The sequence below is a fragment of the Clostridium sp. AF20-7 genome (assembly GCF_003479275.1).
In the GTDB taxonomy this organism is placed as follows: Bacteria; Bacillota; Clostridia; order Lachnospirales; family Lachnospiraceae; genus Otoolea; species Otoolea fessa.
The window spans coordinates 62,834-76,095 of the sequence record NZ_QUGF01000005.1 but is presented as its reverse complement, the minus strand read 5'-3'; the positions used below and the strand labels follow the sequence as shown (position 1 = coordinate 76,095).

General features: G+C 44.5%; 16 protein-coding genes and 1 pseudogene. 7 read left to right on the top strand and 10 right to left on the bottom strand.

Going from position 1 to position 13,262, the window contains the following annotated elements; genetic code table 11:
• Window positions 1-2 precede the first annotated feature (2 nt).
• The 6 genes from lspA (at window position 3) to DWX68_RS06215 (ending at window position 6,487) form a co-directional block, all read left to right on the top strand.
• Complete coding sequence (gene lspA, locus DWX68_RS06240; protein WP_118491387.1) at window positions 3-527, top strand: signal peptidase II; 525 nt, start codon at window positions 3-5, stop codon at window positions 525-527.
• Window positions 524-1,447, top strand: a complete 924-nt coding sequence (locus tag DWX68_RS06235) for an RluA family pseudouridine synthase (protein ID WP_118491389.1) — start codon at window positions 524-526, stop codon at window positions 1,445-1,447. The genes lspA and DWX68_RS06235 overlap by 4 nt, the downstream gene beginning before the upstream one ends.
• Window positions 1,448-1,608: 161 nt before the next feature.
• Complete coding sequence (locus tag DWX68_RS06230; RefSeq protein ID WP_022358645.1) at window positions 1,609-2,256, top strand: cytidylate kinase-like family protein; 648 nt, start codon at window positions 1,609-1,611, stop codon at window positions 2,254-2,256.
• A gap of 144 nt (window positions 2,257-2,400) precedes the next feature.
• Window positions 2,401-4,257 carry an NlpC/P60 family protein gene (locus tag DWX68_RS06225; protein ID WP_118628841.1) on the top strand — a complete coding sequence of 619 codons (1,857 nt, stop codon included), beginning with the start codon at window positions 2,401-2,403 and terminating at the stop codon, window positions 4,255-4,257.
• A gap of 333 nt (window positions 4,258-4,590) precedes the next feature.
• Window positions 4,591-5,430 carry a tRNA 2-thiocytidine biosynthesis TtcA family protein gene (locus DWX68_RS06220; RefSeq protein WP_022358643.1) on the top strand — a complete coding sequence of 280 codons (840 nt, stop codon included), beginning with the start codon at window positions 4,591-4,593 and terminating at the stop codon, window positions 5,428-5,430.
• A gap of 1 nt (window position 5,431) precedes the next feature.
• Window positions 5,432-6,487 carry a tyrosine-type recombinase/integrase gene (locus DWX68_RS06215; RefSeq protein WP_118467672.1) on the top strand — a complete coding sequence of 352 codons (1,056 nt, stop codon included), beginning with the start codon at window positions 5,432-5,434 and terminating at the stop codon, window positions 6,485-6,487.
• 260 nt (window positions 6,488-6,747) lie between these two features.
• Here the strand turns inward: DWX68_RS06215 and DWX68_RS06210 are convergent, their stop codons facing one another.
• The 7 genes and pseudogenes from DWX68_RS06210 to DWX68_RS06170 all read right to left on the bottom strand — a co-directional run.
• Window positions 6,748-7,110: a helix-turn-helix transcriptional regulator gene (locus DWX68_RS06210; protein ID WP_118628840.1), complete on the bottom strand. Its 363-nt coding sequence runs from the start codon at window positions 7,108-7,110 to the stop codon at window positions 6,748-6,750.
• Window positions 7,111-7,387: 277 nt separating this feature from the next.
• Window positions 7,388-7,675: a DUF4491 family protein gene (locus DWX68_RS06205; RefSeq protein ID WP_117795386.1), complete on the bottom strand. Its 288-nt coding sequence runs from the start codon at window positions 7,673-7,675 to the stop codon at window positions 7,388-7,390.
• A 175-nt stretch (window positions 7,676-7,850) separates the two neighbouring features.
• Window positions 7,851-8,135 carry an Ada metal-binding domain-containing protein gene (locus DWX68_RS06200; protein WP_106999871.1) on the bottom strand — a complete coding sequence of 95 codons (285 nt, stop codon included), beginning with the start codon at window positions 8,133-8,135 and terminating at the stop codon, window positions 7,851-7,853.
• Window positions 8,136-8,674: 539 nt separating this feature from the next.
• Window positions 8,675-9,046, bottom strand: coding sequence for a DUF2500 domain-containing protein (locus tag DWX68_RS06190; RefSeq protein WP_106999873.1), 372 nt, complete (start codon window positions 9,044-9,046; stop codon window positions 8,675-8,677).
• A gap of 288 nt (window positions 9,047-9,334) precedes the next feature.
• Window positions 9,335-9,937, bottom strand: coding sequence for a Type 1 glutamine amidotransferase-like domain-containing protein (locus tag DWX68_RS06180; RefSeq protein WP_118628838.1), 603 nt, complete (start codon window positions 9,935-9,937; stop codon window positions 9,335-9,337).
• A 331-nt stretch (window positions 9,938-10,268) separates the two neighbouring features.
• Window positions 10,269-10,502, bottom strand: a complete 234-nt coding sequence (locus DWX68_RS06175; RefSeq protein ID WP_117795390.1) for a hypothetical protein — start codon at window positions 10,500-10,502, stop codon at window positions 10,269-10,271.
• Window positions 10,478-10,588: pseudogene (locus tag DWX68_RS06170) on the bottom strand (AraC family transcriptional regulator); the annotation flags it as partial. The pseudogene DWX68_RS06170 and the gene DWX68_RS06175, both read right to left, overlap by 25 nt.
• On the opposite strand from DWX68_RS06170, the gene DWX68_RS06165 reads away from it, so the two are divergent.
• Window positions 10,576-10,758 (top strand): helix-turn-helix domain-containing protein, encoded by a 183-nt coding sequence (locus DWX68_RS06165; RefSeq protein WP_333490977.1) that lies wholly within the window; start codon window positions 10,576-10,578, stop codon window positions 10,756-10,758. The pseudogene DWX68_RS06170 and the gene DWX68_RS06165 overlap by 13 nt on opposite strands.
• A gap of 369 nt (window positions 10,759-11,127) precedes the next feature.
• On the opposite strand, the gene DWX68_RS06160 is transcribed toward DWX68_RS06165, so the two are convergent.
• The 3 genes from DWX68_RS06160 to DWX68_RS06150 are packed head-to-tail and all read right to left on the bottom strand — an operon-like array spanning window position 11,128 to window position 13,249.
• The gene (locus DWX68_RS06160) at window positions 11,128-11,559 is read right to left on the bottom strand and encodes a secondary thiamine-phosphate synthase enzyme YjbQ (protein ID WP_118628837.1); all 432 of its coding nucleotides are present in this window, start codon (window positions 11,557-11,559) and stop codon (window positions 11,128-11,130) included.
• A complete protein-coding gene (locus DWX68_RS06155; protein WP_106999877.1) occupies window positions 11,549-12,415 on the bottom strand; it encodes an amidohydrolase family protein in 867 nt (288 codons plus the stop codon). Before DWX68_RS06155 ends, DWX68_RS06160 begins: the two co-directional genes overlap by 11 nt.
• Before the next feature lie 33 nt (window positions 12,416-12,448).
• Window positions 12,449-13,249, bottom strand: a complete 801-nt coding sequence (locus DWX68_RS06150) for a PfkB family carbohydrate kinase (RefSeq protein ID WP_118491397.1) — start codon at window positions 13,247-13,249, stop codon at window positions 12,449-12,451.
• Window positions 13,250-13,262 lie beyond the last annotated feature (13 nt).

Sequence of the window (13,262 nt, the reverse complement as noted above, 5' to 3'; positions counted from 1 at the left end):
GCATGAACACGAAATTACGACAGTTCTTTATCTTTTTTATCGGGCTGGGAGTCAGCATCGGACTGGATCAGTTTACAAAACATCTGGCAGTTGTCCATCTGAAAGGGCAGAAGCCAGTTGTGCTCATTAAGGGTGTGTTTGAATTTTATTATTCTGAAAACCGTGGCGCTGCTTTTGGAATGCTGCAGGGACGGCAGGGATTCTTCTTCCTGATTGCAGCGGCAGTCATTCTGGCGGTGTTGTGGGCGGTTTACCGGATGCCGGCAGGGAGACGGTATCTGCCGCTGATGTGCAGCTTGTTTCTGCTCGTATCAGGCGCAGTTGGCAATATGATCGACCGTCTGACGCAGAAATATGTGGTGGATTTCCTGTATTTTAAGCTGATTGATTTCCCGATTTTTAATGTGGCAGACTGCTATGTGGTGATCGCGACGTTCTCGCTGATCCTTCTGTTTTTCTTCTTCTATTCGGATGAGGAACTGGAATTCCTTTCTTTTAAAGGTGCGAAAAAGGAGTCGGGACGATGATGCAGGAATATCTGGTTCCAGAAGAGGCGGCTGGAACCCGCATCGATAAATTTCTGGCGGACGCCTGCCCGGATCTGTCCCGTTCCTTTTTGCAGAAACTTCTGAAAGAGAGCAGCGTTACAGCAGACGGAAAAGCGGTTAAAAGCAGTTTCAAGGTAAATGGTGGGGAAACTATCGCCTTTGAAGTTCCAAAACCGGAGGAGGCGGCGATCGAGGCGGAAAATATCCCGTTGGACATTTTGTATGAAGATTCGGATATAATTTTAGTCAATAAGCCGAAGGGGATGGTTGTCCATCCGGCGGCAGGGCATTATACGGGGACTCTGGTCAATGCGCTGATGTACCATTGCAAGGATCAGCTCTCCGGCATCAACGGAGTCATGCGCCCTGGGATCGTCCATCGGATCGATATGAACACGACCGGCGTGCTGGTGGTGTGCAAGAATGATTTCGCCCACAATTCTCTCGCAGAACAGCTCAAGGTGCATTCGATCACCCGCGTGTATTATGCCATCGTATTTGGCAATCTGCGCGAGGATGAGGGTACTGTCCATGCACCGATCGGGCGTCATCCGACGGATCGCAAGAAAATGAGCATCCACTCCAAACAGGGGCGCGATGCGATCACGCATTACCGCGTACTGGAACGCTTCGGGGCGTATACATTTATCGAATGCCGCCTGGAGACGGGACGCACACACCAGATCCGCGTCCATATGGCAAGCATCGGTCATCCGCTTCTGGGCGATGAGGTGTACGGTCCGGCGCGGCAGCCATTTTCACTGGAAGGGCAGACCCTGCATGCGGGAGTCTTAGGCTTTATCCATCCGCGGACCGGGGAGTATGTGGAGTTTTCTGCGCCGCTGCCAGCGTATTTTGAAGAACTGCTGGAGAAGCTGCGGAAAAAAGCTGGAAAGTAAAAGTGACGTGAATAGTAAGATCGTTCTGATTCGTATACACATTCTTTTCAGATAGTTTATTTCTGTGTCGCTAAGAAATACCTTTTATTCCGAAAAAATGATGACTTTTCAGATAGCTTGTGTTATAATAAAGGCAGAACTTGAAAGGAGTTGAGGGAGACATGAAAAAAAATTTAGTAATTACAATCGGTCGCGAATGCGGCAGCTCCGGAAGAGCGATTGGACGAAAACTGGCGGAATCATTGGGAATCAAGTGCTATGATAAAGAGCTTCTTGCACTGGCAGCGAAGAACAGCGGTCTCTGTGAAGAGCTTTTTAAGACGCATGATGAGAAACCAACCAACAGCTTCTTATATTCACTGGTAATGGACACCTATTCGATGGGTTATAATACATCGGCTTATATGGATATGCCGATCAACCACAAGATTTTCCTGGCACAGTTTGACACGATCAAGAAACTGGCAGATGAAGAATCCTGTGTCATTGTAGGACGGTGTGCGGACTATGCGCTGGCAGATTATCCGAACGTAGTGTCTGTTTTCATCTGTGCAGATGAGGAAGTGAAGATTCAGGAATTGATGAAACGTCACAATATTACCCGCGATAAGGCAAAAGATGTGATGATCAAGACCGATAAGCAGCGTTCTGGTTATTATAACTATTATTCCAGCAAACGCTGGGGCAGCTCCAAGAGCTATAACCTCTGCATCAACAGCAGTGTCGTAGGCATCGACGGTGCCGTAGAAATTATTAAGGAATTCGCCAAAAAGAAACAAGAATTTCTTAAGATAAACGAGAACGCATAAAAGTATAATTAAAACCGGTGTGTTTGAATTTCTGGTGAAGAATCAGAAAGGACGCACCGGTTTTTTGCGCCTGGATGTTTTGAAGATGAGATTGCGTTGGGGTATAAAAACAAAATAGTTACTTAAGATTTTGAATGTAGATACATGAAGAAAATGATGATGAAAGAAAGACATTCTTATATAATCCGAATGGCGCTCATGGCGGCATCGGGTATTTTATTGTGCGGGATTGCCGAAGCAGTGCGCCCGGAGGTGGATTTATCAGTCGGTGTGCCTGCTGATAAAGTTGTGATTGCAGATGGAATTTTAGACCAGGAGACACAAAATGATACAGACGAATCCTTCTGCGACCGTCTGATGAAGAAAATGGTACACCCGATTCACATGGCATCCCGATTTTTAAATGGTCTGGGGGCAGACTCAGAAGAATATGTTCCGTCGGAAACGGAGTATAACCTGATGGCGCTCCGGACGGAAGAGAGCGCTGTTGATCTGTCTGATCCATTGGCGGCATTTGAGTCTCTTCCATGGTATAAACTTGCAAAACGATTCCGGAGTATGGGGACAGAAGATACCTGGGGCGCGAAGATGTACGAAGCGCTTGGAACGCGGGATGCACAGTGGATATCGGAGATCTACGGGTGGATCCAGACGACACCGCTTACGGCTTCCCAGAAAATGGGGCTGCCAGCTGCACAGGTACTCGGCAGCTATGATCCCTCCAATCCAGAGCATAACGCGCAGGATCCGGCGAGCTGGGTAGTTCCAACTTGGAAAAATATCCGTTTCCAGATATGCGACGGAGACGGAAGGCCGACGTCCCTCGCATCCAATGCGACCGATATTTTGTCCATGGCAAATGTATATACATACAGCCTTGACTGGAAAAATACAGACCTGTTCAATACCTATATCAATCAGCTCTGGACCAGTTCCCACCAGTACCACGTGAGCATTAGCAATGTGTATTACTGTGAGGGCTGTACAGAACTGCCGGACGAGCCGGCAACAGAGGAAACAGCAGATGACGATGTGGAGAGCGGCAGTGCAGCAGGAGAGGCATCCTCGGAGGCTTTAGATGCCCAGGGCGCAGGAGACAGTCAGACAGCGGCAGAGGAGCCGTTAACGGAGAGCGAGGCGGCATCCACAGCAAATAATTATGTCAAACCGGCACAGGGACCGGGGGCTTCCACACAGGAGCAGGCAGCCGAATCAAAAGCGGCTGCGTCCCCGTCAGAGGCGACGTTCAGTGCGGAGAGCGCTGCGGCAGTTACATTAAATGAAAACGGAAAATATTGCCCGGGACATGTTGATCTGACCATTACCGTTAAGACAACCGGTCTGAAAGAGAAGCATAATCTGTTTGCACTCGATGGAACGGGAAATCAGGCTGTCGGGAACTGGCAGGGTTGGACGGAAGAAAAACAGACAGCCGCCCAGACACTCGCTGCTCAGGATTGGCAGGAAATGTACGGGCTTGCCAGTTCAGAGTTTGCACTCGGGAATCCGCTGACACCGGCAGAAATTGCGTCTTACCTGGATTTACTTCCAGAGGATTTATCACCGGAGCGGCGTGCCGTTATCACATGCGCGCTCAATTCCGTTGGCAAGATTCCATATTATTATGGAGGAAAACCGAGTACAGCAGGACTTTCCGGCAATCATTTTGCCAGCGTGACAAGCCCGGATTACAAGGGACGGATTTTGTCAGGGCTTGACTGTTCTGGATGGGTCAACTGGGTATACTGGACCGCGCTTGGCAATAGAATGGGTGCCGCCAGCACCTACGAGATTGTGCGGACAGGACGGGCGATCAACAGCGCAGAGCTTCAGCCGGGCGACTTGCTTGTCCAGCTTGGCGGTAATTCGCACGTTGTAATGTTTTTAGGCTGGAACGCAGACGGAACCATACTGGGCGTACATGAATCCGGCAGTGCAAGCAATGTAACGGTCGGAAAGGTCCATACGGTCTGGCCGTATTACCGGGCGTTTTTGGATTAAGAAGTGAATAAAGAATAAAATGAATATGAATTAGTCATAAGGGATTTTGAGCTGGATGGATGTTGCCTTTGTTTTTTGCTGGAGTGTTTGCTGGTAAATGGCAAAGGCGGCATCCATCCATTTTGTGTTTAGGTTTGTTTTTATGCTGAAATACGATATTGAATAATTCATAAAATGATTTATTTACAAATAAAGGGAAACATGGTATGATAGGGAGATAGATAAAACTATTCGTGAAAGCCTACTTTATCGAATAGTTTGAAATATAAATATGCATATGCACTTAATCTATTTGCTAAACTATTCATTCGTTATATTTGAAAGGATGTTCTCATGAAACTTCAACGTCTTCTAAGTTTAACCCGCCAGGCGGTTGATGACTATCGTCTGATTCAATCCGGCGATAAAATAGCTATCGGTATTTCTGGCGGTAAAGACAGCCTGACACTTTTATATGCTTTACAGGGGCTTCGCCGGTTTTACCCGGAACCATTTGAACTTTGTGCTATTACAGTTGATCTGGGCTTTCAGGCGCTTTCTCCGGAGGTTTCGAACCGGTTGTCGCCGACGCTTTCATCGGATGCGGCTGCATTTGATTTAAAACCGGTTCAGGAGCTTTGTGATGAATTAAACGTGCCCTACACGGTCGTTCCGACGGAAATCGGCAAGATTCTCTTTGAAACCCGTCAGGAATCCAATCCATGTGCGCTCTGTGCCAAGATGCGAAAAGGCGCTTTAAATGAAGCGGCTCTGAAACTTGGCTGTAATAAAATCGCCTATGCACATCACCGCGACGACCTGATCGAAACCATGCTTTTATCCCTGATTTATGAGGGACGTTTCTATTCCTTCTCGCCGAAAACCCATCTGGACAAAACGGGATTGACTCTGATCCGCCCGCTGATGTATGTCCAGGAAGCCGATGTGATCGGATTTAAAAACAAATACCATCTTCCAGTCTGTAAAAATCCATGTCCGGTAGATGGAAAAACAAAACGCGAGTATGTGAAGCAATTAACAAGGAAACTCAACCATGATTCACCGGGGGTAAAAGATCGCTTTTTCCATGCGATTATTGATGGAAACAATCCCGGATGGCCGGAACGGACCGATCGCCATCTGAAAAATTTGATACATTCGGACCTTTCATCATCACCAAAGGAGGAATTGTGATATGGCTGCACTCTCCTACCACGAACAGGAAGACATCGAAAATACAAAACGAATCCGAGGCATTCTGAAAGAGCTGCCACCGTTCTGTACCGATTTCTTCCGCGGCATTGAACCACGTACATCGGCGCGCACCCGGCTTGCGTATGCCTATGATTTAAAGACATTTTTTGATTTCCTGAAACAAGCAAATCCAGAGCTTAAAACAAAGGAGCTGCGTGATTTTCCGCTTTCTATTCTGGATGAAATCAAGTTGATGGATCTGGAAGAATATATGGAGTATCTGAAATGTTATTCGACCGAAAAACGTGAGGATCTGATGAATACAGAGCGGGGTATCATGCGGAAAGTCTCGACGGTCAAGAGCTTTTACAACTACTTTTACCGGACCGAGCGGATTCAGAATAACCCCGCTTCTCTTCTGCAGCTTCCCAAGATTCATGAAAAAGAAATTATACGCCTCGATGTTGACGAGGTGGCGCGTTTCCTGGATGAGGTTGAGGATGGCGAATGTCTGACCGAAAAACAGAAAGCCTACCATGCAAAGACCAAGCTGCGAGATCTGGCGATGATGACGCTTCTGCTTGGTACGGGGCTTCGTGTATCAGAATGTGTCGGACTGAATATCAACGATGTTGATTTCCGAAACGGTGGTCTTAGGATTCATCGAAAAGGCGGAAAGGAAGTCATCGTATATTTTGGTGCCGAGGTAGAATATGCGCTTCAGGACTATCTCAGCGAGCGTGAACATATTGTCCCAGAGGAAGGCAGCGAAGAAGCACTCTTCCTCTCCATGCAGCGTAAGCGCATTAACGTACGCAGTGTGGAAAAAATGGTCAAAAAATACGCACAGCTCGTCACACCGCTAAAAAAGATCACGCCACATAAGCTCCGCAGCACCTACGGCACGAATCTGTACCGTGAAACCGGCGATATTTACCTCGTCGCGGATGTTTTGGGACACAGTGATGTCAATACGACGAAGAAGCATTATGCGGCGCTGGAGGATGAACGGCGGCGAAGCGCAAGGAATAAGGTGCAGCTGAGAGAAAAAGAGTAAAGGGCAAAAAAGGCAAAAAGTAAAAAAATTTTTAGGTAAAAAAGGCTAATTTCGTACTTTATTTCCGTGTAAAGTGAAAATAGTATTTTGCTAAAATAAAGTTCAAAATTCATATTTGCCAAGAAAACCGATGACCTCGACTGCTTATAGTCTATGCCATCGGTTTTCCTAGTTCAAGCACTCTCACTCTGCTTCATCTGTGTCTCAATAACTTCGTCTAAGTTGGCTGCTGTAGTTTGTTCACTCATAGCCTTCTGCCTCTAATAATAAACACTGCAAAGGTTTAAAATATCCTGCAACAGATCATACTTCATCTTTGCCTTATCATTCATTTGATAATTTATCAGAGCCTTTTGCGAGTACATCGCATCTACGCTTTGCGTTTTCGTTGAAAATTCCATCAAAGTATCCGGGCCAATGCCCAAACTGGTAAAAATTTTATTCAAATGCTTATCGAATGAGCTTTTACTATCTATCTCGCCATTTGAAATTTTATCTAAAGTAGGTCGAGAAATTTCTGCCTTTTTGCAGAACGATACCTTAGAGAATCCATTGCCACTGATGTAGTCCTTTAATTTTATTCCTGTCAGTTTTCTCATTTCAAAGAGTTCATCAAAACGCACTCTCTATCTCTCCCAGTAACAAATTGTCAATAGTTTTTTAATCACTTTTCTTAAAAAGGAAAAAAATAGAACGTATAGTAAACGCTATGGTGCGTTGACAACGTATAGATTATTTCCATACGCTCTATCTCTCATTTCGTAAACGCTCCATAGCAAGTACCTTGCCAGCCCAAAGTGCTGCAACATGGTTTTGCAAGCAATAATCCGCAACGTTCGCTCCTCCAGTATTCACCTGTAATCTCCATACCGCCATCTTTTCATCTCCCCGCTTTCTTTTTTAGTGCTTATCCACCTTCCGCTTCGGGAACCATCCTTTTTCCACTCTTTTTTCCTGTTCTTTCAGTTCCTTAATGCTCCAAAAGCAACTGACGCCCAAAACACCCAGGGAAACCGACCAAAGTATTTCCTGCATTCTTACGGATAGAATCATACACAAAATGCCCACCAGCAAAAATACCGGCCAACAGCGGCTTCCAAAGTAATACTCCGCATATATAACAATAGGATGGAACAATCCAATCAGAAAAAAGGTAAGCACACCAATCAATATCCCACTAAAATTCATCATAACTCCTTGTCCTTTTCCTTATACAAACAGCACATTATCGCAGACCGGCGCAACTTATCTTCTGCGTGCAACAGTCGCCCTCAACAGCATATCCAATATGCGCAAAGAAGAAGTATTGCGATATAGAACTACAACCTTCCTCTTCCATATTTTTTAAATATCTGACACATTTTTACGGATTGCATTTTTTACACGGATCATAACCTGCAGCAATCAGCGCATCCCTACTCTCTGATGAGGATTTTTTATTGCTCTCCTTCATCTGTTTGACCGATGAACAGGACGGCCGATGAAATTTCTTTGTATTGGTATTGAGGATATAGGATTCCGTGCTGGTCTGCTGAGAAGCTGCCTGCGTAACAGCCTGTGTGGCCTGCTCTGTTTCTGCCGTCTTGTTTGTTCCAGAAGCCGAGCTGTCACCCGTCGCATAATTGATGTTAAAGGTCACTTTACCCATTTTGAGGGATGTAAAGTGACCTTCTCTTAGTCAAATATAATGCCGTTCCTTTCTTCGCAAACCTTTACAGAAAGTACAAGCATCCATGTTTCGTTTTTGATAAAGAATCCGTTGCTTTGGTGAGCACTTATAATCGTGAGCACACACTGGGCATGTCCACCAAACAGGTGTTATGCAATTATCCAAAATTTGATCAGGATCACATAACAAGTAGTTATCCAAATGGTTCCACTCATTCATTAAATCCGGATGCAATACGGCAAAGGAATTAACACCCGGAAGAACTTCTTTCATTGAACAATACACACAATCCACGTTTCCCGTTGCCATATCTCGAATAGAACTTATATATTCGCCACCACAATCAGGGCATTTCCAGAGTGCTCGGTAACATGAATTATTTAAATAATGTGACATTGGTTCTTCATTATTAGAAGACCATCGCGACATTAATTCTGGATTCGTTAACTTGAATTGACATAAACTTTTTCATAAAATTACCTCCTCGTCTACTTCCTTTCACACTATCACCTCCAGAATCACACGCGCTCAAATGACAGATATCTCGTTCCCTGAAACGTAAGTTTCCCAATGTCGCCTTCCGCCAGCATTCCATATTCTCTGCCAGAAACCGACAGTTCCATCCGGTCACCGCTCTCTACCTGAAACGTGACATAGTAGCTGGTACTTGAAGTCGAATGGTAGCCATGAGTTCCAGACAGGTCGCCCGCATTTGCATGGCTATGATGTGTGATATTTTCACGCTTTGCGACGATGGTTGCACTCACCGACAAACGCGGTGACTGATTGTTTTTATGCCATGTTCCGATTCCTGTCACAAACTGGAAGATGATCATGCCAAAAACCATTACGAAGATAATCGGAAACATAAACTCAAACAGCATAAACATATAGCTCACCTCTTCTTCATCTTTCGTCCAATGATTACTCTGAGCACAAAACATACGACAATCACGAAAAGCGAGGCAGCGATATACAGTAATGCTTCTGTATACCACGGTGCAGAATACGATTCGTATAGTTTCGGAAAGCGCTTATACCCATAGAAATCCATACCCGTTTTAATCACAATTATGTAGAAACTCGCATAGATAATATATTTTAATAAATCGTATAGTCCATCGTCTCCGCGATATTCTGTTTTAACCTTTTAGCATCGGCAAACTGGAATTTTCAAATTAGTCTTTGCAAATAACCTTTGAATCTTCACCATCAATTACAATTCCCTGACGGTTGTTAATTGGGCATAGATTCAAATCCGAAAACTCAGTCATTATTTTCTCGGTAACTTTCTTAAATGGTGCTGTAAGATAATGCGGAAGAACATAGAAATCAATCAAATCAATCCCTGCATCATCTTCTTGTGAGTAGTCCTCCGGCTTTTCATCCATTTGCTCGATATATTGGATGCTTGGAGCGCATATAATTGCGCCTGCCGACTCGCCGATCATCAATTTTCCATTTGCCAATTCCTTTTTCAGCAGTCCATCAGTTCCCGTTTTACGGAGCTGGTCCATAAGAAAGAAAGAATTTCCGCCGGTAAAATATATCACATCTGCATCTTCAAAAACAGACTGTATTGTTGAATAAGCCTCCGTTGAAATATCAATTTCAGTTACGATTGCTCCCAACTTTTTGAATAATTTTCGAGCCGAGCCGACATAACCGGTGTAGCCTTCACGCAGTGAAGCTGTTGGAATAAATGCGACTTTCTTATTTTCAATTTCTTCCTTTATCAGACTTCCTACACTTGAAAAGTGCGAACATAAAAATAGTTTCATCAATATTCTCCTTTATAAATCCCGACTTGTTACTCACATTATATCATATTTTTTCTTCAGTTACATCCACCAAATTTTAGTACACTGCCATTCGGCTTGCTTCTGTAACCGGCATCCGTTTAATCTTCTCCTGCATTGTTTCCTTTGTATCTTCATTGATTTCTATACGGATTTCCCTTATGTTTTGATTAAGAATACCCTCTCAATGTATGAAAGGCCGGTTCAATTATATGTGTCTATTTTAATTCTGGAAACAGTTTCTCCAATTCTTCATGAAATGTCCCATTCCTTAATGGTTTGCCGCAGCGTCTCGATGGTCTGCGTTTTCTGCTCATTGATGTTCCGGTTTACAGCCTGCATTTCTTCCTCGGTTGTAGTAGATTCCTGCCAGCTTCTGTTCACGATCATTTTTCTGGATCTTCTGTTGGTTCTGGAAGTCTCCGGCTGCTTTTCCTATAACGGTATGGGTTTCCGTCTGAAACTTCCGTTCCGGATTTTTCTTTGTGGATACAGAAAGCTCTTTTCCATTAATAGAACCGTTTATAACAACATATCTTTCACGCATTTACTCCGATAGTCACTCGGCGATATTTTGTATCTTTCTTTAAATGTTCGGTTAAACGTTCTTTGACTTTCAAATCCACTATCCAGTAGGAATCCGAATCACCAATGCTCAGATTTTACTTGAAACAACAACTTATTCCATCAATGAGATTTCTAAGATTGTCGGGTATGATAACCAGCTTTATTTCAGCCGACTCTTCCACAAGCTAAAAGGATATTCACCTAGAGAATACCAAAAGATAAGAAATAAGTTCTGAAAACCATAATATTATAAGAATCCAATTTATTTAAAAAGAGGATTAAAAATGTTACATTCCTAGTTTTCTTATCACAAGTTGCTTCTAATACATGATTCCCCTTAAATAAAAGATAATATAAAAAGGTCACTTTACCCATTTTGAGGGGGGGGGTAAAGTGACCTTCTCTTAGTCAAATATAATGCCGTTCCTTTCTTCGCAAACCTTTACAGAAAGTACAAGCATCCATGTTTCGTTTTTGATAAAGAATCCGTTGCTTTGGTGAGCACTTATAATCGTGTGCACACACTGGCATCGAATTCGATGCAGAAGAATAGCGCCTCACTTTGGCAAAGCAGGGCGCTATTCTCTGTTACAGGAAAAATCAGGTTATTCTCCCATGATCTGAACCGTATATTTTCTTATCTTCAGTCCATCGAACTCCACAAAATAAATATCCTGGGCACTTCCGCCCGCTGTTTTTCCATCCATTACCGGAAGCACACAATGATTTCCGCAAAGCATTGACTTCAAATGTCCCGGGGCATTTCCGCTGCAGGTTCCATAGCTTGGGAGCATATGGGTATGCACGTAATCTCCGTCTGTTGGTATCAACCGTTCCAGCGTCAGTTCAATGTCCTTTTCCACACAGGGAAGGCTTTCATTTATCATAATCGCCGTAGTCGTGTGCATGGATATGACAAAAACAACTCCTGCTGTGATTCCGCTGGCAGCCACGTCCTTTTGCACCTGATCTGTGATTTTTACCATTTCAAATTCCTGTCTGCTGGCAATTTCATGCGTATAAGATTTAATAATCATAGCCTCTTCCTTTCATTCCCAGAAACACTTCCGCATTCTCTCCCAGGATTTTTTTCAGCACATCCGGACGAAGATTCAGTTTTTCCAGACCGTCCTTTGTTCTGACCTGGCGAAATCTGGGGAGGTTGGATCCGTACATCACCTTATCCATTAGATTATTCTGCAGCCATCCCGGAGCCATATTTTTCAAGAAAATCTGTTCATAATAGTTTTTGGGGCTGTCCATAAATACCGTCGCCGTATCTGTATAAACATTGGGATACTTTAACAACAGCATGCACAGCTCATCCACCCAGGGCCATCCCAGATGCGACAGGCAGAACCGAAGCGTCGGATATTCCACGGCGATATCTTCAAACAAAATCGGACGTGTATATTTTGACGGGGAATCCGGTTCCCAGCTGAAGCCGCTGTGAAACAGCACCGACTTGTCATACTTTGTGCACAGATCTAATAACGGTTTTAACCGTCTGTCATCCGGATACATATTTAAATGGGATAAATTCAGCTTCAGACCCATCAAATTCAGCTTTTCAAACGCGTCCTTCAGTTTTTCTGCCGCACATTCCTCTCGCGGATCGACACTGGCAAAGCCGATAAAGCGTTCCGGAAACAATTCTACGATCCTCTTTACTTCTTCGTTTGACACAATCGGCTGTCCCATCGATGCAGAATAATCTTCCGCAAGAATTACCGCCCGATCCACTCCGGCATGATCCATCACAGCCATGACCTGCTCCATGGGCACAGGAGATGATTTGTACAGGCCAAACGCCTTCTTTCTGAAATTCACCCTGTCCGAATCTGTACAGATCGGACCAAATAACACCGGGTGTACATGTACATCAATAATCACGAAACGACAACTCCTTTCTCTCCAAAGCTTCCTTTACACATGATAAGGTTCAAATATACTGACAATCTCAGCAGCCTTTTTCGCGCCGGAAAGCATACATTCCGGTATGCTCCTGCCCCGAAGAACTCCGCTCATAAAGCCGGCGCCATAGGAATCTCCCGCGCCTACGGTATTCACCAGCTTCGGTGCCGGTATGCACGGCTGTCGATAAAACTCTGTTCCGTCAAAAGCCAGAGAGCCTCCTTCCCCAAACGTGGCAAGCAGCACCTCGGCTCCCATGGAACAGCCCATCCGCAAAAGCTCTCTTACCTCCTCGGTCTCCTCTTCAAATGAAAAAATACCATAATTGATATTTTTTAGAATGGTCGGAACATCCTCATGCCGATACCGCTTGGAAAAATCAAAATAGATCTTCGTTCCCTTGCTTCTCATGTCCTTCAGCAATCCTGTCACATTCCACGAAAGATCGGTATGAATGTAATCCTGTGTCCGGATAAAATCCATATCCTCTCCCGTTGGCTGATATGGAATCATGACTCCTTTTTCCGCCCTGTGATGCACCCGGTCTCTGCCATTTAACAGCATCTCTATCACTGCCGTCTGTCCCCCGGGAACAATGGTAACATGTCCGGTATCTACCTTCCTTTTCTGACACGCTTCCAGCATAGACTGTCCATAGGCATCATCTCCAATCGCCGTCACCACGGACGGCACAAGCTCGGGAACCAAATCCATCAGATTAAACATCAGATCGATTCCATTGCCTGTCGGGTAACTGATATTTAAGTTTTTGTATACATCAATACAGGTGAATCCTACCGCTGCAAACCGCATAACTGCTCCTCCC